The organism is Ruegeria sp. CDSC042, assembly GCF_059610745.1.
Window position 1 is genome coordinate 242,313 of sequence record NZ_JBXWOF010000006.1, and the last position, 23,655, is coordinate 265,967.

A 23,655-nucleotide genomic window follows, 5' to 3' on the forward strand; every position below is an offset into this window, starting at 1 on the left:
GGATGTTCATGCGGTCGGACCAGAAAAAATTGTGTTAAACTGAAACCGAACTCCTCGTTTTCACCACAATCCCGCTTTGGTATTGGACCGGGCATCAGATCATCCTGTTCAAGAGCCAGATTTTGGCGTGGGGTGATTTGGTATGATGCTTCAGTTCGGCGGAGTAGTTGCAACAGGGAGCGCAGCGCTCGATTCAGGTATCGGCGATACGGCTTTAGAAACGTTTAACGGGGAAACGTATCTGTACAGCCTGACCGGACAGGGAGGGGGCATTGTTGTATGGCACCTCGTCGAAGGCGCGGTTCCCCAGCAGCAAGACATAGAATATTTCAGTGGTACAATCTCGGGCACAGTTGGACGTTCCGGGGTAACGGTTTCTCAGTTGGGGGGCGATCACATCGTTCTGGATGTCAGGTCCGCAGCCGGCCTTGTCAGCTACGAAATCCTTCCAGACGGATCTATCGGAGAATTACAGGAAACCGGGACCCTGAGCGGTGGGGGTGGCTATTCGGCCTTAGTGCAGGTTTCCTTTGGATCGGTCGACATTCTGGCCGTGGCGCAAGAGGGCAGCGGGTTGATTTCGACCTATACGGTTGGCTCAGACGGCTCACTGACCTTTGCGGGGGCCGTTGCAGGTCAGGCCGACTCGATCAAGACCGCTCAGTCCGGGTCGGATCAATTTGTCGTCGCAACCGACGCCACCAGCAATTCGATAACGACCTATTTGGTGGACAGCAGCGCAGGAACCTTGAGCCTCGCAGATTCCGGCGATGGGGTCGCGACCTTGGGCATTGGCGCCCCAACGGCCGTCGAAATTGCGCAGGCGCATGGCCATTCCTGGGTCATCGTTGCTGGCAGCGAAAGCAACACGATCAGCGTCATGGAGCTGTCTGGTGATGGCCGGTTGATACCCACCGATCATGTGCTGGATACACTGAATACCCGCTTTGAATCGGCTCAGGACCTGGCCGTGGTCGAAGTGAATGGTCAGGTGTTTGTCGTGGCCGGGGGAGGCGATGATGGGGTGACACTGTTTACCCTGACACCGGATGGTCAACTGGTCTATCTGGACAGTTTTGCCGATACGTTGAGCACCGCGCTGCAAAATGTCGAATCGCTCAGCGTGACCCATGTCGGGGACGAAATTCAGATCTTTGCCGCCTCACAAGAAGAGGCCGGGTTGACGCAGCTTACTTTTTCGGTCGCTGATCTGGGTATCGCCGCAGACGGATATGGGACAGTCACTGGCACCGCGCAGAACGATATGCTCAGTGGCAGCATCCTTGATGCCTCTCTACTTGGCGGCGGCGGCGATGACATCCTGATAGCGGGGATTGGGGCCACTACGATGACCGGCGGTTCCGGGTCTGATATCTTTGTGATGCAGACCGGAGCCGCGATGACAACGATTACCGATTTTGAAGTCGGATCGGACAGGCTGGATCTGTTTGACTATCCATTTCTGCGCTCACCTGGACAGCTCACTTTTACGTCCACCGCGCAAGGTGCGCAGATCGAGTATCTGGATAATGTGGTTCAGGTGTTTTCGGCGTCAGGTGCTCCGCTGACCAGTTCAGATGTCTTTGGCGCCGGATTTGGCGGGCCAGACCATATTCCGGTGGATTTGAACGGTTTGGGCGGGCTCGACCCGGACAGTTCGGCAGGCATTCAAGGGAATATTACCATTGATTCACAAGCTGCAAATCCCGGTCTGTCAAACGCTGAAATACGTTTCACCCCGGACGGAGGCGGCACGGTTAATGTCCAAGCCGACGATGAAGGGAGGTTCGATCTGGATCTGCCTTCGAGCACATTTATCGGTGAACTGGATATCATAAAGTCCTATTCGGCTGGGACCGGCGAGATCACGGCCTTGGACGCATTGCAGGTCTTGCGACTTTCCGTGGGACTGGACCCGACATGGGGGCAGGCAGCACCGGAAAACCTGATTGCGGCCGATATCAATCAAGATGGCCTCATCAACGCTCTGGATGCGCTGGCTATCTTGCAGATCGCCGTCGGATTGCCCACAGCGCATGAGGCAGAGTGGGTGTTTCTGGACGCGGACGCCGATTTGTCGGGGATCACAAGTTCAAACGTGACCTACGAAACCGGTGTCGATGTCATCGCGGTAGACGGAGTGATCACGACTGACATGACCTCGATCCTGTTGGGCAATCTCGAAGCGGTTTAAAGACGACGGAATCTATTCCCGGAAGGCCCTGTTAAAGTAATCGGCCATCGGTTTTATCAGATATGAAAACGGGGATCGCTCGTCCGTCTTGATCATCGCTTCGACTGGCATGCCGGGTACAAGACGTTGCCCGTTCAGGCGCTCGATCTGGTTGGCATCAGGTAACATTTCAGCGCGATAAAATGTGTGTCCAGTGTTCTCATCAGTGAACGTATCGGCAGAAATCGTGACAACATGCCCTTCGATTTCGGGGGTTTCGCGTTGGTTGAAGGCGGGAAATCGCAGGAGGGCGGGCTGCCCAATATACACTTGGTCCACATGAATCGCATCTACGCGAGCGGCAATCAGCAGAGGAATTTCCTGTGGTACGACATACATCATCGGTTCTGCCGGTTGTACAACCGAATGCAGTGCAAACACCTGGCTTCCATAGACAGTACCGGAAACCGGCGCCCTAATATCCAGCCGCGATAGACGAACAGCAAGCGAGAGCCTGCGTTCAGACAGTTCGGCGATTTTCGATTGCGCATCGCGTAAGGCGGTGATTGCTTCTTCGCGGCGTGTCGCCTGCAGTTCTACAATCTTGATCTCGGTTGCCGCGATTTGGCCTTTGAGCCGCGCGGCAGCCGCTTCGAGCCTGCCTATTTCACCTGTCAGGCTGGCTTCTTCGCGTTGCAAGGCGGAGACCCGACTGGCTTGTGTCAGACCGCGTTGAAGCAGGCTTTGCTGGTCCTGCAGCTCCTCCTGTATCAGATCGACCTGACGGCGCAGCGAGACCAGTTGCGCCAAGGTGCCCTCGATCTCGCTTTCTATCTGAATGCGTTGCTTGCTCAACTGCTGAGTCTGCTGATTTAGGGTATTCAGACGTGCCTCGAACAGGCGTTGCTGGCCGGCGATCAGCTCAGGGTCAATGTCTTCTTGTTTCTGTACGTCGTTCAGCGCGGATGTCAAAACAGTCAGATCAGTGCCATCGCGTTCGGCCTGAAGCCGCGCCTTTCGGACGAGTAATTCAAACAGCTGCGCCTCAACGATGGTCTTTTCCGAGGTCAGAAACGTGTCATCCAGACGTAACAGAATGTCGCCGCCGGTGACGGAATCACCGTCGCGTACAAAAATCTCGCCGACCACGCCACCGTCTGGATGCTCGACTACCTGGCGGTTGCTTTGAACTTCGATGACGCCCTGCGATACAATGGCGCCTGCCAGCCTGGTCTGCACCGCCCAAAAGCCCAACCCGCCGATTAAAATAGCCAGTGCGAGAAACCCGACCAGAGCAGGAAATGTAATGCGCCAAACAGGGCGCGTGTCATTATGATTGGGCTTTTGCATTACTCACCCACCCGTGCCAGACCCTTTTTGATCGCATTTGCGTTCTGAACCATGGCGCTTAGCACCTCGTCGCGGCTGCCGGATTTCACAACCTGCCCATTTTCAACAACTGCAAGATCGTCGCATTCGGAAATGGCCTGTGGTCGGTGCGTCATGATGATGGCTGATTTACCCGCGGCCTTCAGTTCTCGGATCGCGGTGTTCAATGCCTCGGTACCATCAGCATCCAGAGCCGAGTTCGGCTCGTCCAGGATCAGTAAGACAGGATCTCCATACAAAGCGCGCGCCAGAGCAATACGTTGCTTTTGGCCACCCGACAGTTGACTGTCATTGCCTTCCAGAAACGTGTCGTACCCCTTTTCCAACGTCAGGATTAGGTCATGTGCCTTGGCTTTCTTGGCTGCAGCGATGACCGCTTCCGAATCCGGGTTTTGGGACATCCGGGCGATGTTTTCGGTCACTGTTCCGTTGAACAAAGTGACTTCCTGCGGCAGATACCCGATGTGTTGGCCCAAATCATCAGTGCCGTATTGATCCAGCGTAGCGCCTCCAAGCCTGATTTCGCCAACGGCCGGTTTCCACAATCCTAACAAGGCCTTGGCAAGCGTGGATTTTCCTGACCCGCTTTTGCCGATCACGCCCAAAGCTTTGCCCGGTTCTAGTTTCAGTGAAACGTTCCTGAGTGTCGGTAAATCGGCGCCGGGTGGTACAACGGTCAGTCCTTTGGCGGTCAGGTGCGCATCTGGTACAGGCAATTTGGTCCGGTCCGGCTCGGGCGGGGTGGTGTCCAGGAATCGGTTCAGTGAAATCCACGCGGATCGGGCACGCTCCACCAATGCCCATTGGCCCACCGCCTGCTCGACCGGGGCCAATGCGCGCCCAAGCAGGATGGACCCTGCGATCATTGCCCCAGGGGACAGTTCGTTTCTTAAAACCAGCAAAGCTCCCAATGCCAGCATGGCAGATTGCAAGAACAGCCGCATCGACTTGGTTAATGAGGTAAAGCTTCCGGTCCAGTCGCTTGCCGAGATGGTCTGTCTCAGCGCATCGGTCCTCTGGGTCAGCCAGCGTTGCGAGATGTCTTGCTGCATTCCTTGCGAGCGGACAACTTCTGCGGCTTGTCTGGCATGTTCCGAGAATGAGCCTGCCCGCGACGAGGCCTGCTGCGCAGCGGCAACCTTTCTATGAGTGAGCGCCTGATTAAGCAGAGCGATGACAATCAGGATCGCGCCACCCGCAACGGCAAGCCATCCAAGCATCGGGTGGAATAGGAAGATTGCTGCCAGAAAAACCGGTGTCCAGGGGATATCCATTACGGCCAGCAAAACAGGTGAGGAACACAGGTTCTGGATTGCCTCAAGGTCGCGCAAGGCAGTGGCTGGGGCTGCACGGGCCTGCGGAACAAGAGATTTTCGCAGCGTTGCCTCGAACACCCGCTCGTCCAGTTGCGACTGGAACCTCGCTCCGAACCGCGCAACGATACGTCCTCGCGCAAAATCCAGCATGGCCATAAGGCTATATAATAGAGCGACAATCAGAAACAGCGCCGTGAGGGTTTCAACCGCCCGAGAGGCAAGGACGCGGTCATAAACCTGCAGCATGAATAAAGGCCCGGTCAGCATCAGCAGGTTGACAAAGATGCTGAACAGGAAGGCCAGTGCCAGAAATGACAGCCCCTTGTTGCGCACCTTGCGCAACTCATGTCTGGCAGGCAGGGACCTGGGAATTTCAGAGCTCACGTTGTTAGCCTTGGGTTACTGTTCGATACGGGCATTTGCGCCTTAATTTCTTGCACACTAGCCTTTGGTAAGCCTAATGCAAATGTGCGACTTCCCGGTTCAGGGAAATGGGCTGATATGTCAACATGATCACCACAGTCTCAAGCGGGTTTCTGCCAGACTGGGGCGATGGATCGCAAGGTGCTAAACGCTGCACTCAAATGAGCAACTTACGATCTGTAGGAAAGCAAAAACTGACCAACCTGAATCCGGCGTCAGCCTGAATTCTATTGATGCAGGTCAATGCGCAGCGCCAGCGAATGGCGTTCATGTAGAACCATTCAGGTCGCCTCGGGGTCATTCATCCTTTGAAATCTCATATTGAGACTGTATGAAGAGACCGGAAGTTTCGAAACCCAATCTCAGCTCTTTTAGGAGTTTGATGACATGAAGCTCAAGTTTCCAACTGCATATACAATTCTGTTTGCGTTGATAGCACTGGTCGCCATTGCAACCTGGTTTGTTCCCGCTGGCCAATATGACCGCGTCGCTAACGAAGCTCTGGGACGCGATGTTCCGGTACCGGGCAGCTATCAGGTTGTCGAGCCCAATCCGCAGGGGTTCTATGATGTCGTACTGGCCCCTATCGGGGGGTTCTATGACCCTGTCAGTTATGAAGCGCGGGCGATTGATGTTGCACTTTTTGTGCTGGTGATTGGCGGTTTTTTGGGAGTTGTAACGCGAACCGGGGCGATAGACGCCGGGATTGCGCGCGCAATGGTGCGTCTAAAGGGGCGCGAGAAATGGATGATCCCCATCTTGATGGCCTTCTTTGCTGCGGGGGGCACAATCTATGGCATGGCCGAAGAGTCACTGGCTTTTTACGCGTTGATCATCCCAGTGATGATTGCCGCGCGCTATGACGCGGTAGTGGGTGTGGCCATCATCATGCTGGGGGCGGGGGTTGGCACGCTGGGATCGACGATTAACCCGTTTGCCACAGTCATCGCCTCGGATGCGGCGGGGGTGCCCTTCACCAATGGCATAATGCTGCGCTTTGCGCTGTTGCTGGCATGCTGGTTGGCCTGTGTGGTCTTTGTCATGCGATATGCAGCCAAGGTCAAAGCCGATCCGGATCTGTCCATCGTTGCCGACAAGCGCGAAAGCAATGAGGCGCATTTCCTCAAAGGTGGCCGCACGGGCGGTGAAGCTCCGACCTTTACGGGTATGCATGGGCTGATCCTTTTGATCTTTGCGGCCAGCTTTGGCGTGATGATCTGGGGTGTCGCGGCAGGAGGCTGGTGGATGGCCGAGATGTCCGGCCTGTTCATTGTGTCCTCGATAATCGTGGGATTGATCGCACGGATCGGGGAAGAGGAATTCACCTCGACCTTCGTTGACGGTGCCCGGGATTTGCTGGGCGTTGCGCTGGTGATCGGGATCGCGCGCGGGATCGTAGTGGTCATGGACGCAGGAAACATCACCGATACCATTTTGTATTGGGCCGAAGGTGCCGTGGATGGTTTGGGCAAAGTGGCCTTTATCAATGCGATGTTCGCCTTGCAGGGGCTGTTGTCCTTCCTCGTCCCGTCATCCTCGGGCTTGGCGGTTCTGACCATGCCGATCATGGCGCCGCTAGCAGACTTTTCCGGCGTAGAACGGTCCTTGGTCGTGACGGCCTATCAGTCAGCCAGCGGTTTGGTGAACCTGATTAACCCCACCTTTGCGGTGGTCATGGGCGGGCTTGCCCTGGGGCGTGTGCCCTATGAACGCTGGCTCAGGTTCATGTGGCCGCTTTTACTGATCCTGATCGTCATCATCATGGCCGGGCTCAGCCTTTCCGCGTTGGCATGAGGTCGCATTATGCCCACCGACACCCGATCTAAACCCAAAGGAACCCTTGGGTTCTGGATGTGCACCGCGCTGGTGGTGGGCAATATGATCGGGTCCGGTATTTTCCTGCTGCCATCTTCTCTGGCCGCGTTCGGGCCAATCTCGATGGCGGGATGGGTTCTGACTGCAGGAGGCGCGATTGTTCTGGCGTTAATCTTCGGGCGACTGGCGCGATTGTCTTCAAATACCGGTGGGCCATACGCTTATGCGCGCGAGGGCTTTGGTGATTTCGCGGGCTTCCTGATTGCTTGGGGCTATTGGATCGCGCTGTGGTCTGGGAATGCCGCCGTTGCCGTCGCCTTTGCTGGCTATCTCAGCTTTATGGTACCCGCCATCGGGGAAACTGCGCTCGCGGGATTGGCGGTCTCACTTGGTGCGATTTGGCTGCTCACCTGGGTCAATCTGCGCGGCGTTCGGCAGGCCGGGATTGTGCAAGTGGTGACCACGGTGATGAAGCTGGCCCCGCTGCTGGTGCTGATCCTGCTGGGACTGTCCCATGTCCAACCGGCCAACTTCCGGCCGGTTAACCTCAGCGGTATGTCGAACATATCGGCGATCTCGGCCTGCGCGGCGTTGACGCTTTGGGCCTTTGTGGGGCTCGAATCCGCAACGGTTCCGGCGGGCGATGTCAGGAACCCTACCAAAACGATCCCTCTTGCGACGATTGTCGGAACCTGTGTTGCCGCATTGGTCTATATCGCCGCGACCTATGTGGCGCTTGGGGTGGTGCCATCCGGCACGCTGGCCGGAAGCAACGCACCGCTGGCGGATGTTGCGCATGTGATGTGGGGGTTTGGCGGTGCGGTATTCATCGCGGTCGGGGCCTGCGTTTCGACCTTCGGCACGCTCAACGGATTTGTGCTGCTGACCGGGCAAGTGCCACTGGGCGCGGCGCGTGACGGATTGTTCCCGGCCGGTTTTGCCCGGGTGTCACGGACTGGTACGCCGGCATTTGGCCTGATCTCCTCAAGCCTGCTAGCCAGCGCTTTGATCGCTATGAACTATACCCGATCCCTGGCTGAACAGTTTGAATTCATCATTCTGTTGGCCACCCTATCCACGCTGGTTCCCTACCTGCTGTGCGCAGGTGCCGAGATTATGATCCGCGCAAAACGCAAAGAACGCACCCGCCTGCCACCGCAGGCCTTTGTGCTGGCGGGTCTCGGTTTTGTCTATTCATTCTGGGCGATTTTCGGCGCTGGAAAAGACGTCGTTTTTTGGGGCGCCCTGTTGCTGTTGGCTGGGTTGCCCATCCATGTCTGGCTGCGTTGGCAGTCCGGCGCGATTACATCAAAGGAGATATCATGACTGGATTTGGCGCACATTCCGAGATTGGGAAACTTCGAAAGGTGATGGTCTGCGAACCGGGTCTGGCCCATTCCCGCCTGACCCCTGGCAATGCGGCAGAGTTGCTTTATGACGATGTCCTTTGGGTGCACAAAGCCCGCTCTGACCATGCCGATTTCCGCATGAAGATGGAGGATCGCGGGGTTCAGGTTTTAGAATTCCAGACGCTGCTTGCAGAAACGCTGAAGGACAAGGGAGCCCGTAATTGGGTTCTGGACCGCCGCATTACCGAAAATCAGGTGGGCGTCGGTATGCTGAATGAGCTGCGCGGCTGGTTGGATGAGATGGCGGCCAAGGATCTGGCCAGATATCTGATCGGCGGCATCGCGGTCGAAGATATGCCGTTCAAACCCTCAGGTATGTTCGGCAGCTATCTGGGGCCATTGGGCTTTGTGATTCCACCGATTCCAAATACGCAGTTCACTCGTGACAACAGTTGCTGGATCTATGGCGGCGTGACGGTCAACCCGATGTACTGGCCGGCGCGGCGCCCCGAAACCCTGTTGGTGACCGCGATCTACAAGTTCCACCCCGAGTTCCGCGACGCAGATTTCGAGATCTGGTGGGGTGACCCAGACAAGGATCACGGCGCGGCCACGGTCGAAGGCGGTGATGTCATGCCTTGGGGCAATGGCAGTGTGTTGATCGGCATGGGCGAACGGACCAGTCCGCAGGCGGTTGGTCAGGTCGCCCGCGCTCTGTTTGCCAAAGGCGCGGCGGAGAGGGTTGTTGCCTGTCAGATGCCCCGCAGCCGCGCGGCTATGCATCTGGATACAGTGTTCAGCCATTGCGACCGTGAGACCGCGACTGCCTATGTTGATGTCTGTAACGAGATCCAGTGCATCAGCCTGCGCCCCGGAAACAAAGAGGACACGATCGACTTCCGGCGCGATGACAAACATCTGTTCGATGTGGCCGCCGAATGTCTGGGGATCAAATCTCTGAACATCGTGCAGACCGGCGGAGACGCATTTAATCAGGAACGCGAGCAATGGGACGACGGCAACAACGTGGTGGCGTTAGAGCCCGGCGTGGTCGTCGCCTATGACCGCAACACCTATACCAACACGCTGCTGCGCAAGGCGGGGGTCGAAGTGATCACGATCTCGGGCTCGGAACTGGGGCGCGGACGCGGCGGCGGGCATTGCATGACCTGCCCGATCTGGCGTGACCCCGTTGATTATTGAACCCGATTACTGAAAAAAGGAGATTGACCAATGGCATTTAACATCAAAGGCCGCAGCTTTCTGAAACTGCTCGATTTCGACCAGCGTGAGCTGCGTTATCTGCTGGACCTGTCGCGCGATCTGAAGCGCGCAAAATATGCGGGGTCTGAAATCCAGCATCTAAAAGGCAAGAACATCTGCCTGATCTTCGAGAAATCCTCGACCCGGACCATGTGCGCCTTTGAAGTGGCCGCGATGGATCAGGGTGCCGGTGTCACCTATCTTGGGCCCTCGGGGTCACAGATCGGGCATAAGGAAAGCATGAAGGACACTGCCCGCGTGCTGGGCCGCATGTTCGACGGCATTGAATATCGCGGTTTTGGGCAGGAACTGGCGGAAACACTGGCCGCCAATGCGGGCGTGCCGGTCTATAACGGGCTGACCGATGAGTTCCACCCGACCCAGATGCTGGCCGATCTGCTGACCATGCAGGAATATGGTGAAAAGCCCCTGCATGACATCAAATACGCCTATGTGGGCGACGGGCGGTCCAATATGGGCCATTCGCTGATGATCGCGGGCTGCATGATGGGGATGGACGTCCGCATCGCCGCCCCACGTGATCTGTGGCCGTCCGACGAATTCCGCGGTCCGGCAGAAGAAGCCGCCGCGCGTTACGGCGCGACGCTGACCATCACCGATGATCCTGCGGCCGCCGTGGATGGCGTGGATTTCATCCACACCGATGTCTGGGTCTCGATGGGCGAAGCACCCGAGGTCTGGGACAGCCGGATCAAGCAGCTGACCCCCTATCAGGTCAACAGCGCGTTAATGGCAGCGGCAAACAATCCAAACGTCAAATTCATGCATTGCCTGCCCGCCTTTCACAATACCGAGACTAAAGTGGGCGAAGACATCCACGAGAAATTTGGCATCACCGAAATGGAGGTCACCGAAGAGGTATTCGAAAGCCCCGCCGGTATTCAGTTCGAACAGGCCGAAAACCGAATGCACACAATCAAGGCCGTTCTGGTCGCCACATTGGGGGCCTGAGCCATGCGGATCGTCGTCGCCCTAGGGGGCAATGCGCTGCTGCGGCGCGGTCAGGCCCTGACCGCCGAGAACCAGCGTGAAAACACGGCCATCGCCGCTCAGGCGCTGGCCACCATTGCCGAGGGGAACGAGTTGATTGTGACCCACGGGAATGGCCCTCAGGTGGGATTACTGGCCCTACAGGGCAACGCCTATAAACCGGATGAGGCCTATCCGCTGGACGTGCTTGGGGCGGAAACCGAGGGCATGATCGGGTACATGATCGAGCAAGAGCTGGGCAACCGTCTGCCGCCCGAGACGCCTCTGGCCACGCTGCTGACCATGATTGAGGTAGATGCCAAGGATCCCGCCTTTGACGACCCCACAAAATTCATCGGTCCGGTATATGACAAACCCGAGGCTGAACGATTGGCCACCGACAAGGGCTGGCAAATTCGTGCGGATGGTGACAAATGGCGACGGGTTGTTGCCTCTCCGCTGCCGAAACGGATTTTTCAAATCAGGCCGATTAAATGGCTGCTGGAACGGCAAACCGTGGTGATCTGTGCCGGTGGCGGTGGCATTCCCACGGCCTATACTTCTCCGGGTTATCTGGAGGGGATAGAAGCGGTGATCGACAAGGATATGGCCTCAGAGCTGCTGGCCCGAGAGGTTGGGGCCGATCTGTTCATTTCGGCAACGGATGCTGATTGTGCCTATCTGGACTGGGGTACCGATACTCAGCGTGGCATAAAAGCCGCCTCACCAGAGGCCATGGCCAAGTTCAATTTCGCCGCCGGTTCGATGGGCCCAAAGGTCGAGGCCGCCGCCCAGTTTGCGCGGCTTACCGGCAAATCCGCAGCCATCGGCGCACTGGCCGATCTGGCGGATATCGTTGCGGGCAGGAAGGGCACAACCATAAGCAAAGACGCAGCTGAAACCCTATTTCACGACTAACTCAGATGATTGCTGGGGCTGACGGCACCTCTAACAGAACCGCCAGCATGTTTAGTTCCACCTAAGTGGTTCTGTTTGAATTCTGGCAACAAGGTCGAGGCGGCACCGGACGTGTATTCTCCAGAACCAATAACGGCTTGAACTTTCATTTTCTTTGCGCGACTTGAAAGCATGAAGACTTTGAACTGTCCAAACTGCGGTGCGCAAACCCCGATTGCGCTGAAAGGGATAAAGGTTGCCACCTGTGCGTCCTGCGGTACGACGTTGATGATCAATGATGTCCAGGTTCAATCGGCGGGCCAGCAGGGTGAGATGCACTATGCACCGCTTTTGTTCGGGATAGGCGATCAAGTGCAACTGGGTCGAACGTCGACATTGATTCTTGGTCATGCGCGCTATTCCTACGGGCGGGGGTTCTGGGATGAGTTCTGCGGTGTCGATGGTGATGGCCGCACCTGCTGGATATCGCTCGATGAGGGAGATGTCGTTCGGCAGAAACGCTTGACCGAAAAGGACACGCCGAAATTCATGCCTCCGTTCAAGCTGGGCGAAACGCTGGATTTCGACGCGGCCACATTCACGGTTACCGAAGTTGAACATGCCGAATGCATCGCCCTGCGCGGACAGTTCGATGAGGTGCTAAAGGTCGGGGAAAGCCATGAATTCGTGAACGCTTCCGCCGGAGACGAGGCACTGTTGTCTGGTGAATTCTGGCCGGGTCATGCGATCTGGTTCTACGGTCGGTGGTACGACGCATTTGACGTGAAGGTTCAGCGGCAGTCATGACCCGAGACCCAAGTCTTCTTTCGATCAACTGCACCTGCTGTGGCGCCGGCCTGGATGTGCTGGGCGGGGGCCGGGTGATTGTGCAGATCTGTTCCTATTGCGGGGCCGAACTGGATGCACAGAACAACTACCGGACATTGCGTCAGTTCAAGGATCAGAAACGCCCGGAAACCCCGCTTTCGATTGGGATGAGCGGGTCGTTGTATGGTGCTGAGTTCACCATAATTGGTCTGATCGAACATGCCGAGCGCTGGGGCGGACGGGTCTACCAATGGATAGACCATCAGCTCTATTCGCCAACTCACGGCTATGCCTGGCTGACGCTTGAGGCGGGGCATCTGGTGTTTTCCAGACGCTATCGCGGATCGGCCTGGATGTCGGAGCGGTGGGTTGAGACAGCGGAATCCCCTCCCTCTGTGACGACCGAGGATGGGCGCTTTGTGTATTACGAGACCACCACAAGCGCGGTCACCTATGTTGAGGGTGAATTCACCTGGCCGCCGTCACTGGGGGAAAAGACAACCACGATTTCGGCGATGTCTGATACGGCGATGCTGGGGTTTTCGACCACCGGGTCCGAGCGTGAGACCTATCGCTCGTTCTATGTTTCGAAACAGCAGGCCGAAGCAGCTTTTGGGGTTTCATTGAACCTGAACCCACATCGGGTGCATCCGCTGCAACCTTTCATCGAGGGCCCAAACTATAGATTTTTGCTGGTCGTATCATTCGTGTTTATGATCCTTTGTCTTGTGATGGCGGTTTCCTTCTCTCAACGATCAGGAGAGAGGGCGATAGAGCGTCAGGCGCTAAAACGTGGCGACTTCCCGGCCGAGATCACAATCCCGCTTGAAGCCGACAGCCAACTGACGCGCGTTTCCTTCTCGGGCAATGTCAAAAACAGTTGGATCTATCTGGACATTGAGCTGCTTGATCCCGAAGGAGAGCCAGTATTCGAGGCGGGTCGAACGATCGAATATTACACCGGGCGCGACTCGGAAGGATCGTGGAGCGAAGGCAGCAAATTTGCGAGCCTGACGTTTCGACCAGATCGCACAGGCGATTACACACTGGTATTAGACGTGCCTGAGCAGGGGCTTTGGACCGGGTCGGGCGTAGGCCATGTACCGGGGCAGCCGTTCAGCCAGTTGCAGGTCAGTGTCAAAACCGGACTGTCCAGTGGTCTTTGGACATTCGCGCTGGCCGGGGTTTTTGGAGCGCTGTTCCTGTTTCAGTTCGGGCGCAAATGGTTGCATCAACGCGCCCGGTGGTCGGGAACTGATTGGGTAAATGAGGATTAAAGTGACAGCTTTCAGGATCATTTTCGTCGTCATTTCAACTCTGGCCGTGGCTGCCACGGGTTATGTCTCGTGGCATGGGTATTGGGCCGAAAGCCGTGACTTGGACACCTCGGTTCGGGTCGGCAGCGGCGGCGGCGGGTACTATCGGTCAAATCGGATAAAATAGTGAGGAATCAATGGATTATATAGCAGCAATTCAGATTGCAGAAATCATCAGCACAATCTTCTACACCCTTCTGGGCGTGACGCTGATGTGGGTCGTGTGGAAGGTGATCGACTGGATGACACCCTTCTCGGTCGTGCACGAGATCGAAAAAGATCAGAACATCGCGTTGGCGATCCTGATCGGGCTGCTGTTTGTAGCAGTTTCCATCATCATTGCGGCTGTCATCTTGTCATGACCCCGCCCCGCGCGGTTGAGGCGCGCGCCGCGTGGTTGTTGCTGGCCACCTTTCTGGTGGCCGTCGCCGGGCTGATCTACGAGCTGATTGCCGCCACCTTGTCCAGTTATTTGCTGGGGGATTCCGTCCGCCAGTTTTCACTGGTAATTGGCATCTTTCTGTCGGCGATGGGAGTAGGTGCTTGGCTGTCGCGTTTTGTCTCGGATGCGTTTTCCGGTTTTGTCTGGGCGCAGATCCTTCTGGGCATCGTTGGCGGTTTTTTGGCGCCGGTGCTGTTTCTGAATTATGCGTGGTTGGGGCAGGTGGCCTTGCCGCTTTACGGCGCTTTGATTGCCATTGGCATCCTGTCCGGGATGGAGATCCCATTAATTGCCCGTGTGCTTGAACAGATCGGGGCGCTGAAGTTCCGATTTGAGAACGTGCTGAGCGTCGACTACATCGGAGCGCTGGTCGCCTCATTGGCTTTTCCACTATTGGTGATCCCGTATCTGGGGCTGATGTCCGCGAGTCTGGCTTTTGGCGGTCTAAACCTTGCCGTGGCTGGCCTGTCTCTGCTGGTGTTTCGGGAATGGGCTACGCGGGTCCAGGTGGCAGTCTGGGCGGTGGCCTTTGTGGCAACGCTGGGCGCACTGTGGCAGTCCGAACGGCTGGTCTCGGTCGCCGAGGCCGAACTGTTCGAAGATGATGTCATCCTGTCCGAGGCCACGTCCTATCAGCAGATCACCGTCACCCGGTACCGCGACCGGGTGCGCCTGTTTCTGGATCATTCGATCCAGTTCGATTCCCTTGACGAACACCGCTATCACGAGCCACTGGTGCATCCGGCCATGGCCCTTGCGCCGCGCGCGCGTGACATTCTGATCCTGGGGGGTGGAGACGGCATGGCCGCGCGCGAGGTGCTGCGCTATCCCGAGGTGCAGTCCGTGACGCTGGTGGATCTTGATCCGCGTGTGACGCAGTTGTTTCGCGACCATCCAGATCTGTCCAAGCTGAACGACAATGCTCTCAGCGACCCGCGCGTGACGGTTGTCAACGAAGATGCCTGGAGATTTCTGGAGCGGGAAACCCAGATTTACGACGTGGTGATCATTGATCTGCCAGACCCCAAATCCATCGCCTTGTCCCGGTTATACACCAAGCAATTCTACGGCTTGCTGGCCGAACGGCTAAGCGGGCAGGGGGTCTTTGTCACTCAGGCTGGATCACCGTTCTTTGCCCGACAGGCCTTTTGGTCGGTGGCCGAAACGATCGAGGGCAGCCGCAATCCGCAAAGGCCCGGACGGGGACTGCAGGCGGTTCCCTATCACAGCTACGTGCCGAGCTTCGGCGAATGGGGGTTTGTTCTGGCTACATTTGAACCATTGACCGACCGTAGAATCGAACTGCCGGATGGGTTGAGCTATCTCGACGATGATGTTTGGCGCGCGGCACAGATTTTTGGCGGTGATACCGACCGGATCGATGCCGAACCTAATACACTGCAATCGCACGCACTGATGGGATATTACTTAGACGGTTGGGACTACTGGTTCCGGTAAACCGCGGTTGACGCGCGTAATTTCAACTCGGGCAGGGTGCAGGTGCTTCTCAAGAAATGCGGCCGCTTTGTCCGGTTGCGTTGTGCCACACATGAAGATGTCGATGGCGGCATAATCATTTTCCGGCCAAGTGTGGATCGAAATATGGGATTCAGCCAGCAACAACACACCGGTCACACCGCCATGCCCGCCAAATTTGTGGAACTTGCCCGACAGTATCGTTGCGCCAGCTTCCCGCGCCGCGCCGGTCAGTGCCTCTTCGATGCGCGTTACGTCGGTTAGGTATAGGCTGCCGTAATGATCGACCAGAATATGCATTCCCGAGCCAGCCAGCGTGCCTGTGTCAGCGTTTTTGATTGCCGGTATGGTCATGATCCTGGTCCTTTCTGCGATTTGACTTTTCGCAGATTCTTAGGGGTTTGTGCGCGGCAAGTACCTAGTTGGCTTCGCCCTTCAGGGCAATGGAAATGAAATTGAGGGACGCAAAGAGGACTTTTCGAATTTAATAGTTAAGAAAGAAGAACGTACTCAGGTTAAATTTTCTCTTGATCAAATGGGACGCAGCTTTCCACGATTATGCTCGACCTAAGGTCCAGACTTGCGTGTCATGGTTCTGGGGTGATGGGCCGAGACGATAGGTTTCACTGGATAGTAATTTGGAATTTTATCCTTGTAAATCTTCCACCAAATGGAATAAATGCAAGGTATGATCAAGCGCGGCGATAGAAAGTCAGTTGAAGACTCTCTCGAGAACCAGGCGGGCGTAGTCCTGCTTGGGCCGCGGCAAGTTGGGAAGACAACCCTCGCGCAGGATATCGCTGAAAGCCGTGACGCTGTCTATCTTGATATGGAGAGATCTGCTGATCGCCAGGTGCTCGAAGAGCCAGACCTCTATCTCGACGAGCAGGTTGGGCGCCTGGTGGTGATCGATGAAGTTCAGCTTATGCCAGGCCTGTTTAAGGCATTACGCGGTCAGATTGACCGACGACGAAGACAAGGGTATCGGACTGGGCAATTCCTGCTGCTGGGGTCGGCCTCGAACACGCTTCTGCACCAAAGCGCAGAATCCTTGGCTGGCCGGGTCAGCTATCACGAGCTGGCGCCTTTCATTTTGTCGGAAACCGGAGTGGACTCGATCTCTGCGCTGTGGTTGCGGGGTGGGTTTCCAGATAGCTTCCTTGCCAAGAACGACAAAACCAGCCTGGCATGGCGCGAGGATTTCATCCGCACCTATCTGGAACGCGATGTTCCGGCTTTTGGGTTGCGCATCCCGGCGGAAACATTGCGCCGGTTCTGGACGATGCTTGCCCATGAGCAAGGCGGGTTACTCAATGCGGCGAAACTTGCGGGAAACCTGGGTGTCTCTGGCCAGAGCGTTGCGCGCTATCTTGATTTGCTGGTCGACCTGATGCTGGTGCGCCGTTTGCAGCCATGGCATTCCAATGCCGGAAAACGTTTGGTCAAATCTCCCAAGGTTTATATTCGCGATTCCGGGCTGGCCCATGCACTTCTTGGGATCGAAACACCGGAAGACCTGCTTGGGCATCCGGTTGTCGGCGGCAGTTGGGAAGGGTTCTGCATCGAAAACCTGATCGCCGCGGCACCGCGCGGAACAGAAGCAAGCTTCTATCGCTCTTCAGCAGGGGCTGAGGTGGATTTGATGTTGAAACTTCCCCGCGGCGGCCTCTGGGCCATAGAGATCAAGCGGACGACATCAGCGAAGGTCACGCGTGGGTTTCACATCGCGACAGAAGAATTGGACGTCTCAGAGCGCATCCTTGTCTATGCCAACGACAAGGAAGTGCCGGGGCAGGGAGGTGTGCGGGCCATGCCTCTCATGAGCGCAATGAAACGGCTGGCGTCTGCATAGACGCAAGAGGGACCGCGCCATTGGCTCAACGTCATGCCCTAAATTCGAAGAAAACGTGGTCGTAGAAGCTATCGAATCCGACTGCTTGTAGTAGATTTCCCGAAGGAGTAGTCACGTTGACCGCCATCCCGACAGGGACAGCTGGTTTACAGACGGTTGAAAGCTCTACAGAAAAACGCCTGTTTTGATTATTCCAAGCCTGCGCTTCTGCCGCGTCTCAACAAATTGAACCGAAAGCGGCGAGGGTCTCAAGCCGCTACTGAAAGGGGGCAGTATGGGCAGGATACGGGATTTTCAGCGCATCTGCCCCGGTTCGTGGCTATACAATAGTCAAGACACTCGTTAAGGGGCTGTCTTTACCCATGGATGATGCATTGATTGCAATACCGCACAATCCCATCTCCTGACCGATGAAAAGAACCACCGCTGTGAAACAAACCATTGCAAATGCGCTGGCTCGCAAGGGCTATGACACCTTAACCCAAGTTCAGCAGGCTGTAACCCGGCCCGAACTGGAGGGGAAGGATATGCTGGTTTCGGCCCAAACCGGATCGGGTAAAACTATCGGATTCGGTCTGGCGATTGCGCCGCGACTTCTGGGTGACGCTGAGACATTCGAAACCTCGGGCGCACCGCTGGCACTTGTTGTAGCACCAACAAGGGAACTGGCGCTGCAGGTCAAGCGTGAACTGAGCTGGTTGTTCGCCGATGCGGGCGCGTTTCTGGCGTCCTGCGTGGGAGGCATGGATATTCGGGATGAACGTCGCGCGTTGGCGCGTGGCGCGCATATTGTTGTAGCTACTCCGGGACGGCTGCGGGATCATATCATGCGGGGCTCGATCGACCTGACGGCCATTCGCGCCGTGGTTCTTGATGAGGCCGACGAGATGTTGGATCTCGGGTTCCGAGAGGATCTGGAATTCATTCTGGATGAAACACCATCAGACCGTCAGACTTTGCTGTTTTCTGCCACTGTCCCACGTGCGATTGCCAATCTGGCGACACGGTATCAGCGCGATGCAGAACGTGTGAGCACCGTCAGCGAAAAGACGCAGCACGCCGATATTGATTATCGTGCTATGTTGGTCGGCCCGCGCGACGGCGAGAATGCAATTATCAATGTGTTGCGCTATTATGAGGCGCCGAACGCCATCGTGTTCTGCAATACCCGCGCGATGGTGTCACGTCTGACCGCGCGCCTGTCAAACCGGGGCTTTTCGGTCGTCGCCCTATCCGGAGAATTGACCCAGAGCGAACGCTCGAACGCCTTGCAGGCCATGCGCGATGGGCGTGCCAGGGTCTGTGTGGCAACGGATGTTGCCGCCCGCGGTATTGATTTGCCTAACCTTGATTTGGTGGTCCATGCGGAACTGCCAAACAGCCATGAAACACTGCTGCACCGCTCGGGTCGAACAGGCCGGGCCGGACGCAAGGGCGTTAGCGCACTAGTGGTTGCACCCGCGTCGCGGAAAAAGGCGGAACGTATTCTGAAATTCGCCAAGCTGACCGCCGATTGGGGGACAGCCCCGTCAGCCGAAGAGGTGACCGAACGCGATCAGGTGAGGATGTTCGCATCGGATGACTGGCAAGCAGAGATCACGGAAAGTGAACGCGCAGCAGTTCGGAAAATGGTAGAAAGCTTTACCCCTGAGCAGATTGCAGCAGCTTACCTACGGCAGTACAAGCTGCGTCATTCCGCGCCAGAAGAGTTGTCGACGGTCGATCAGCAAAGCCAGAAACAGCGCGCGGCCTTTGGCCCCAGCGTCTGGTTTTCGCTGTCCGAGGGGCGCAATCAAAATGCGTCGCCGCGTTATATGCTGCCGATGATCTGCAAGTCAGGCAATCTGACGAAGGATGACATTGGGGCCATCCGGATTGCCGATGATGTGACCTATTTCGAGATCCGTGAGCCCAGCGTCGAAGGGTTCCTGACAGCCGTTGGGCCCGAGATGAAGATCGAAAAGGTCAAGAATCTCGTGCGTCTGGACACGGCACCGGACTTTGCTGCAACTGGCCGGACCAAGCCCATCGGAAAGCAAAAAGGCAAACCGATTACGAGCAAACGAGATACGACTCCGACCGAACGGAGCGGCACTGCAACCTATGGACGTCGCAAGCCTGAACCCGAGGGCCGGGTACCTTCCAGCCCTGCAGAACGTTCCACAAGGGCCGTCAAATCAGCCAAAGTAGAACGCCAGCGTGCTTCGAAAGACCAGGCAGATGCCTTGTTCAAACCGGTTGGTGCAAAGCCAAAGGCACGTAAGGGCGGTAAATCTGAAGCCAAAGGCGGCGATATCAAATCTGCCCGAACAGCATCAAAGGGTCCACCTCCACCCAAAGGTAAGTCAAGCAGCAAGAAGAACCGAGCGCGAGTCGCAGCGGCCAAATCTACAAAAGGTGGCGATTCTGTCCCGAAACGGCGGAAGACTTAGCCTGCATTCCATTCCGAACCTGGTTTTTTGGCTCTGGGCATTACCTTTAAGGGACAATGGAAGGCATGGGCGAAAGAAACCGCTCCATCACGACCAGGATCGGACTATCCCCCACAATGTACCTTTGGTTCACGGGTCGAGATTGTGTGAGAGGCTCACCATGGAGAGCCGACAGGCCTATCCAGTTGCTGTACCACGCGGGTAGCAGAGATGCTGGTGGAAACCATTAGGCAGAGGTTCTTTCGTATTCGTTTGCTCCCAGAAAGTTTGGCAAACTTCACATCAGAACGAAGAAAGCTTCGCGGACAGGTCGAAACCCAAGTCTGTAATTGTCGAGAGGCAGATGTAACTGCCTCTCGACAAATTGAACCACAATGGCTGCCTATCTGTTGAGGAACTCCATTTCGTACTTATCCTCAACATCGGGCACTGGATGCTCAGCGTGAAGCGACGAAACAATACCATAGATCATGAACAACAAGATCACAGCGATTGGTAGCCCTGCGACGATGGACGCTGTCTGTAGCGCGCTCAACCCACCGGCCAGCATTAGGACACCGGCAACAACGCCTGCGGTAATACCCCAAAACACACGGAACTTGATTGGCGGATGCTCGTCACCCATCGACAGCATTGTGCACATCACGAGTGTCCCCGAGTCAGAAGACGTGACAAACCACGAAATCAGCAGAACCGTAATCAACACTGTGATCGGGTACACCAACCATGTGTAGCCAAATCCTTTGACCGTTTGGAATACGCCAGCGGCGTAGTCATTGTTGACCGCCTCGACGACACCTGCGTCGTAGAACAGATCAACCCCGGCTGCTGCGCCACCAAAGACACCCATCCAGAGCATCACGACTGAGGTTGGAATAAGAAGAACGCAATAGCAGAATTGCTTGATCGTCCGCCCCTTTGATACCCGCGCAATGAACAGTCCAACAAACGGGCACCATGCGATCCACCAGCCCCAGTAAAAGATCGTCCACCAGCTCTGCCATTGGTTTTCGGGCTCACCGTTGATCCAGAAACCCATGGGTATCACCGTCCAGAGGTAATCTCCAAATCCGGATATGGTTATGCCCAACAGGAATGCCGTAGGCCCCAGAATGATGAACAGGAGCAGCAGGCCAACACTTGCCATAACGTTGGCTTCAGACAAGATACGCACGCCTTTGCCAACACCCGATGCAGCAGAAGCCGTGCCAAGACAGGTGATGATTGCGACGAGGATCAACTGATTTGTCTGGGTGTTTGCCATCCAGCCAAGATCCTCAAGACCGGCGGCGATTGGTGTGACGCCCAACCCCAATGAGGTTGCGAGGCCAAAGATTGTACCAAATACGCCAATCAGATCGACGAGATGACCCCAGGGACCATAGATCCGTTCCTTCAGCACAGGATAAAGAGCGGTGCGCAAAGTCAGAGGAAGCCCATGGCGGTACGAGAAATATGCAAGGCAGAGGCCAACCAGCACATAAAGAGCCCAACCGTGGAAACCCCAGTGGAAATTCGTGATCGTTACCGCAGAAACCGCGGCGTCAACCGAACCTGGTTCAATTCCCGCCCGCTCAAGGAATGGGCTGCCTTGGATATGGAACATTGGCTCTGCAACGCCCCAATAGATCAGACCAGATCCCAAGCCCGCACTAAACAGCATGCAAATCCATGAAAACGTTGAAAAATCAGGCTCGTCATCATCCTTGCCCAGCTTCACGTGTCCGAACCGGCTGATCATAAGCCAAATTACGAAAAACAGTGCCGCGTTAACGACCAGTACATAGAACCAGTCCAGGCTACCGATGATAAAGTTTTTACCTGTCGCAAAGATCGCACTTGAAGCTTCAACATCACGGATCGTGAAGAACACAAACCCCAATATCATCACCATCGAAGCGATACCCATCGTCGGATTCATACCTTTGAACAAGCCGCTCTTTGCTACAAGATTGTCAGGTTTCTGTGTTGATTGATCACTCATTTTGCACCTCTTAGACCTGTTGTTTAGGCTTACCGTGTTGAACCCGCAGCGCCCTGACGGGCGGAGGTTGCGAGCCAGGACTGGAACGCCTCTTCCAGGCGCCCGTGGTTGGTGGCCCACCACTCGGCGTCCGACAGAATGTAAAGATTGTCTTCATACGCCGGACCGTTCGGGATGCGCTCCAAAATGTCATCTGACAGGAGTGTCATCGAAGATTTTCGGGTTGGACCATTTGGCAGGTACCCGACCATATCGGCCAGCGAATTTGAGCTGCTAGCAAAGCGAATAAAATCAATGGCTTCTTCTTTATTCTGGCTTCCTTTTGGTATGCCGAACAGATCCAGCTCAATCACACGGCCGTCCATGTTGACCGTAAAATCGGAACCGTCTTCCTGGGCGGCCGTTGCACCGGTAGTGGCCCAGATCGATGACATCGCAATGTCGCCAGAGTTCAACAGGCGTACGGGTTCACGCCCGGTTTCCCAGATTTGCAGGCCGGTTTTTATGTCGTCCATCTTTTTCAGCGCGCGCTCAACACCTTCTTCGGTTTCGAGCGTTGGATACACATCATCGCGGGCTACGCCGTCGGCCATAAGGGCCCATTCCATGATCACTGTCGGATCATTTCGGATGGCACGTGGCCCAGGATAGGTTTCTGTGTCGAAGAAATCCGAAATGGTTGATGGAGGCGTTTCTGCGAATTGAGAATTGTTATACGCATATGCGGTGCCCCATACGATGACTCCTACGCCACAATCATTCAGGGCACCTTCGACAAAATCCTCTCGAAATGGTGTGCCATCGACGCCATCAGGCAGTTCTATGTCAGATATGTTCTCCAGCAAGCCCTCTTCGCAGGCGCGAAGTGAATCTGCTTGCGTAAGGTCGACCACATCCCAAATCACATTTGCGCTTTCGACCTGATCGCGGATTTCCGAGATGCCACCATTGTAATGTGCAACATGCACATCGGCGTTTTTGGCTTGCTCATAAGGGCGCACAAACCCAAGCATCTGACTTCGCATGTAAGGGCCGGTCCAGGATGTGAAGGTGATGGACGGCCCGGGCTCTGGGATTGTGGTTTCGCTCTCAGAGTTACTTTGCGCCATCGCATTACTCAAAGAGAGAGTGGAAAACAGCGCAGCTATCATTATCCGACAGCCCCTGACCGCCTTTAGCCTATAGTACATCATCAAATTCCTCCCTAGTCGCTTCTAATTTTGTATAAGCGCTTTGTTTGGGTCGTCCTCCTGGTCAATTCCCAGCACATTCAGCAAGAATACATCAAATTCACCCTGATGATCAGCAATAATCAAAAATTGCGAAAGCTAAATACGACTATTCCGCCAGACAGAGCGACAGATTTGGCAGAGCCACCAAGAAACAAGGCTTGCGGTTACAGGCTGTTTTCCAGAAGCCAGCGATACAGAGAAACCGGTTCCTGTTCGTCGACCACAGTTAATTACGGACCTGATCTTGGGGCCTATCTCACCTTCGGCGAAAGAGTCTCAGGGGCGTGCGGAGGCGCTGGAATGACGACGCCCACGGGCGTAAAGTTGATGTTTTTTCTCAAAACCTTGATGTGTCATCGCAATAAATCTGACCGACAGATCGCCAAATTGAATGCACACACAGCGTTTCAAACACGCTCAACCGAAAGGAACCAAGAAATGAAAAAGGCACTGATTTCCTTCGTCACCGCGTTCGCCA

19 protein-coding genes are annotated in these 23,655 nt (G+C 55.8%); 14 read left to right on the plus strand and 5 right to left on the minus strand.

Annotation, left to right across the window (positions count from 1 at the left end; genetic code table 11):
* Positions 1–142 precede the first annotated feature (142 nt).
* On the plus strand, positions 143–2,194 hold the full coding sequence (locus tag AC2FHX_RS14260; protein WP_496702122.1) for a dockerin type I domain-containing protein: 2,052 nt from the start codon (positions 143–145) through the stop codon (positions 2,192–2,194).
* Between the two features lie 12 nt (positions 2,195–2,206).
* Here AC2FHX_RS14260 and AC2FHX_RS14265 read toward each other — a convergent pair whose 3' ends face one another.
* On the minus strand, positions 2,207–3,523 hold the full coding sequence (locus AC2FHX_RS14265; protein ID WP_271948965.1) for an HlyD family type I secretion periplasmic adaptor subunit: 1,317 nt from the start codon (positions 3,521–3,523) through the stop codon (positions 2,207–2,209).
* A complete protein-coding gene (locus AC2FHX_RS14270; protein ID WP_496702120.1) occupies positions 3,523–5,262 on the minus strand; it encodes a type I secretion system permease/ATPase in 1,740 nt (579 codons plus the stop codon). Before AC2FHX_RS14270 ends, AC2FHX_RS14265 begins: the two co-directional genes overlap by 1 nt.
* Positions 5,263–5,688: 426 nt before the next feature.
* Here AC2FHX_RS14270 and AC2FHX_RS14275 point away from each other — a divergent pair, with 426 nt between their 5' ends.
* The 10 genes from AC2FHX_RS14275 to AC2FHX_RS14320 all read left to right on the plus strand — a co-directional run bounded on the left by AC2FHX_RS14275 (position 5,689) and on the right by AC2FHX_RS14320 (position 15,659).
* Positions 5,689–7,095 (plus strand): YfcC family protein, encoded by a 1,407-nt coding sequence (locus AC2FHX_RS14275; RefSeq protein WP_496698373.1) that lies wholly within the window; start codon positions 5,689–5,691, stop codon positions 7,093–7,095.
* A 9-nt stretch (positions 7,096–7,104) separates the two neighbouring features.
* On the plus strand, positions 7,105–8,442 hold the full coding sequence (locus tag AC2FHX_RS14280; RefSeq protein WP_496702119.1) for an amino acid permease: 1,338 nt from the start codon (positions 7,105–7,107) through the stop codon (positions 8,440–8,442).
* The gene (locus tag AC2FHX_RS14285; RefSeq protein WP_496702117.1) at positions 8,439–9,668 is read left to right on the plus strand and encodes an arginine deiminase; all 1,230 of its coding nucleotides are present in this window, start codon (positions 8,439–8,441) and stop codon (positions 9,666–9,668) included. The genes AC2FHX_RS14280 and AC2FHX_RS14285 overlap by 4 nt, the downstream gene beginning before the upstream one ends.
* A 30-nt stretch (positions 9,669–9,698) precedes the next feature.
* On the plus strand, positions 9,699–10,700 hold the full coding sequence (gene argF / locus AC2FHX_RS14290) for an ornithine carbamoyltransferase (protein WP_142636395.1): 1,002 nt from the start codon (positions 9,699–9,701) through the stop codon (positions 10,698–10,700).
* A gap of 3 nt (positions 10,701–10,703) precedes the next feature.
* Positions 10,704–11,636 carry a carbamate kinase gene (arcC, locus tag AC2FHX_RS14295; protein WP_496702114.1) on the plus strand — a complete coding sequence of 311 codons (933 nt, stop codon included), beginning with the start codon at positions 10,704–10,706 and terminating at the stop codon, positions 11,634–11,636.
* A gap of 171 nt (positions 11,637–11,807) precedes the next feature.
* Positions 11,808–12,422, plus strand: coding sequence for a DUF4178 domain-containing protein (locus AC2FHX_RS14300; RefSeq protein ID WP_496702112.1), 615 nt, complete (start codon positions 11,808–11,810; stop codon positions 12,420–12,422).
* Positions 12,419–13,720 carry a DUF4178 domain-containing protein gene (locus AC2FHX_RS14305; RefSeq protein ID WP_496702111.1) on the plus strand — a complete coding sequence of 434 codons (1,302 nt, stop codon included), beginning with the start codon at positions 12,419–12,421 and terminating at the stop codon, positions 13,718–13,720. Before AC2FHX_RS14300 ends, AC2FHX_RS14305 begins: the two co-directional genes overlap by 4 nt.
* Before the next feature lies 1 nt (position 13,721).
* Complete coding sequence (locus AC2FHX_RS14310; RefSeq protein WP_185956671.1) at positions 13,722–13,886, plus strand: hypothetical protein; 165 nt, start codon at positions 13,722–13,724, stop codon at positions 13,884–13,886.
* 10 nt (positions 13,887–13,896) lie between these two features.
* The gene (locus AC2FHX_RS14315) at positions 13,897–14,121 is read left to right on the plus strand and encodes a DUF350 domain-containing protein (protein WP_142636390.1); all 225 of its coding nucleotides are present in this window, start codon (positions 13,897–13,899) and stop codon (positions 14,119–14,121) included.
* Positions 14,118–15,659, plus strand: coding sequence for a polyamine aminopropyltransferase (locus AC2FHX_RS14320; protein ID WP_496702109.1), 1,542 nt, complete (start codon positions 14,118–14,120; stop codon positions 15,657–15,659). The genes AC2FHX_RS14315 and AC2FHX_RS14320 overlap by 4 nt, the downstream gene beginning before the upstream one ends.
* Here AC2FHX_RS14320 and speD read toward each other — a convergent pair.
* Positions 15,630–16,031 (minus strand): adenosylmethionine decarboxylase, encoded by a 402-nt coding sequence (gene speD, locus AC2FHX_RS14325; protein ID WP_496698389.1) that lies wholly within the window; start codon positions 16,029–16,031, stop codon positions 15,630–15,632. The two genes, AC2FHX_RS14320 and speD, sit on opposite strands and share 30 nt — an antisense overlap.
* Positions 16,032–16,356: 325 nt before the next feature.
* Between speD and AC2FHX_RS14330 the strand changes: the two genes are divergently transcribed.
* The gene (locus AC2FHX_RS14330) at positions 16,357–17,529 is read left to right on the plus strand and encodes an ATP-binding protein (protein WP_496702107.1); all 1,173 of its coding nucleotides are present in this window, start codon (positions 16,357–16,359) and stop codon (positions 17,527–17,529) included.
* A 410-nt stretch (positions 17,530–17,939) separates the two neighbouring features.
* Complete coding sequence (locus AC2FHX_RS14335; protein ID WP_496702105.1) at positions 17,940–19,961, plus strand: DEAD/DEAH box helicase; 2,022 nt, start codon at positions 17,940–17,942, stop codon at positions 19,959–19,961.
* 382 nt (positions 19,962–20,343) lie between these two features.
* On the opposite strand, the gene AC2FHX_RS14340 is transcribed toward AC2FHX_RS14335, so the two are convergent.
* The gene (locus AC2FHX_RS14340) at positions 20,344–21,945 is read right to left on the minus strand and encodes a BCCT family transporter (protein ID WP_496698393.1); all 1,602 of its coding nucleotides are present in this window, start codon (positions 21,943–21,945) and stop codon (positions 20,344–20,346) included.
* 29 nt (positions 21,946–21,974) lie between these two features.
* Positions 21,975–23,054, minus strand: a complete 1,080-nt coding sequence (locus tag AC2FHX_RS14345) for an extracellular solute-binding protein (RefSeq protein ID WP_496702103.1) — start codon at positions 23,052–23,054, stop codon at positions 21,975–21,977.
* A gap of 189 nt (positions 23,055–23,243) precedes the next feature.
* On the opposite strand from AC2FHX_RS14345, the gene AC2FHX_RS14350 reads away from it, so the two are divergent.
* The coding region (locus AC2FHX_RS14350) for a hypothetical protein (RefSeq protein WP_496702101.1) at positions 23,244–23,655 on the plus strand (412 nt) is incomplete at its 3' end.

Excerpts from the sequence above, each read along its gene's own strand:
- AC2FHX_RS14280 (WP_496702119.1), top strand. The coding sequence starts at position 7,105 with ATGCCCACCGACACCCGATCTAAACCCAAAGGAACCCTTGGGTTCTGG.
- AC2FHX_RS14275 (WP_496698373.1), top strand. The coding sequence starts at position 5,689 with ATGAAGCTCAAGTTTCCAACTGCATATACAATTCTGTTTGCGTTGATA.
- AC2FHX_RS14330 (WP_496702107.1), top strand. The coding sequence starts at position 16,357 with ATGCAAGGTATGATCAAGCGCGGCGATAGAAAGTCAGTTGAAGACTCT.
- AC2FHX_RS14260 (WP_496702122.1), top strand. The coding sequence starts at position 143 with ATGATGCTTCAGTTCGGCGGAGTAGTTGCAACAGGGAGCGCAGCGCTC.
- argF (WP_142636395.1), top strand. The coding sequence starts at position 9,699 with ATGGCATTTAACATCAAAGGCCGCAGCTTTCTGAAACTGCTCGATTTC.
- AC2FHX_RS14285 (WP_496702117.1), top strand. The coding sequence starts at position 8,439 with ATGACTGGATTTGGCGCACATTCCGAGATTGGGAAACTTCGAAAGGTG.
- AC2FHX_RS14265 (WP_271948965.1), bottom strand. The coding sequence starts at position 3,523 with ATGCAAAAGCCCAATCATAATGACACGCGCCCTGTTTGGCGCATTACA.
- arcC (WP_496702114.1), top strand. The coding sequence starts at position 10,704 with ATGCGGATCGTCGTCGCCCTAGGGGGCAATGCGCTGCTGCGGCGCGGT.
- AC2FHX_RS14320 (WP_496702109.1), top strand. The coding sequence starts at position 14,118 with ATGACCCCGCCCCGCGCGGTTGAGGCGCGCGCCGCGTGGTTGTTGCTG.
- AC2FHX_RS14335 (WP_496702105.1), top strand. The coding sequence starts at position 17,940 with ATGAAAAGAACCACCGCTGTGAAACAAACCATTGCAAATGCGCTGGCT.
- AC2FHX_RS14305 (WP_496702111.1), top strand. The coding sequence starts at position 12,419 with ATGACCCGAGACCCAAGTCTTCTTTCGATCAACTGCACCTGCTGTGGC.
- speD (WP_496698389.1), bottom strand. The coding sequence starts at position 16,031 with ATGACCATACCGGCAATCAAAAACGCTGACACAGGCACGCTGGCTGGC.
- AC2FHX_RS14345 (WP_496702103.1), bottom strand. The coding sequence starts at position 23,054 with ATGGCGCAAAGTAACTCTGAGAGCGAAACCACAATCCCAGAGCCCGGG.
- AC2FHX_RS14300 (WP_496702112.1), top strand. The coding sequence starts at position 11,808 with ATGAAGACTTTGAACTGTCCAAACTGCGGTGCGCAAACCCCGATTGCG.
- AC2FHX_RS14340 (WP_496698393.1), bottom strand. The coding sequence starts at position 21,945 with ATGAGTGATCAATCAACACAGAAACCTGACAATCTTGTAGCAAAGAGC.
- AC2FHX_RS14315 (WP_142636390.1), top strand. The coding sequence starts at position 13,897 with ATGGATTATATAGCAGCAATTCAGATTGCAGAAATCATCAGCACAATC.